We start from the raw sequence: 581 nt of genomic DNA on the forward strand, positions 1-581 counted from the left end.
ACTAGGCAAACCGCTCACGCATTAGCGGAAGTACATGGCATAAAAATATCACATACTATGGTTGCTAATTACGCATTAACAGCAGCTTCAGTAATTAAGCCATTTATAGATACCTTTGATTATAAACCTTCTAAAATTCTTGCTGCTGATGAAACCTACATAAAAGTAAAAGGCATCAAGCATTACGTTTGGATTGTCATGGATGCTTGCAAAAAGTCCATTTTAGGCTATCAAGTATCTGATACTCGAGCAGTTGGCCCTTGCATATTAGCAATGAGAATGGCTTTTGAAAAGTTCAAAACTTTTCCTAACAATGCATTAAAATTCATTGCAGATGGATATTCAGCTTATCCTTTAGCTAAGCAACAATTTGAGTTAGAAGAAAATAAACAATTTTATTTAACTCAAGTTATTGGTCTTACTAATGACGATCCAGTTTCTGAAGAATATCGTTGGGTTAAACAAGTTGTAGAACGATTAAATAGAACCTATAAGACATCTTATCGCGTAACCTGCGGGTACGGAAGTGATAATGGTGCATTATATGGTTTTTCTCTCTGGGTTGCTTATTACAACTTTTT

At 34.8% G+C, this 581-nt stretch carries 1 protein-coding gene; it reads left to right on the plus strand.

What is annotated here, in order from left to right; translation table 11 throughout:
* Positions 1-581, plus strand: a 581-nt coding sequence (locus HF850_RS15410) for a DDE-type integrase/transposase/recombinase (protein ID WP_169106290.1), incomplete at both ends; no start/stop codon positions are given.

Origin of the sequence: Clostridium sp. SM-530-WT-3G, assembly GCF_012843905.1 — a bacterium.
Taxonomy (GTDB): domain Bacteria; phylum Bacillota; class Clostridia; order Clostridiales; family Clostridiaceae; genus Clostridium.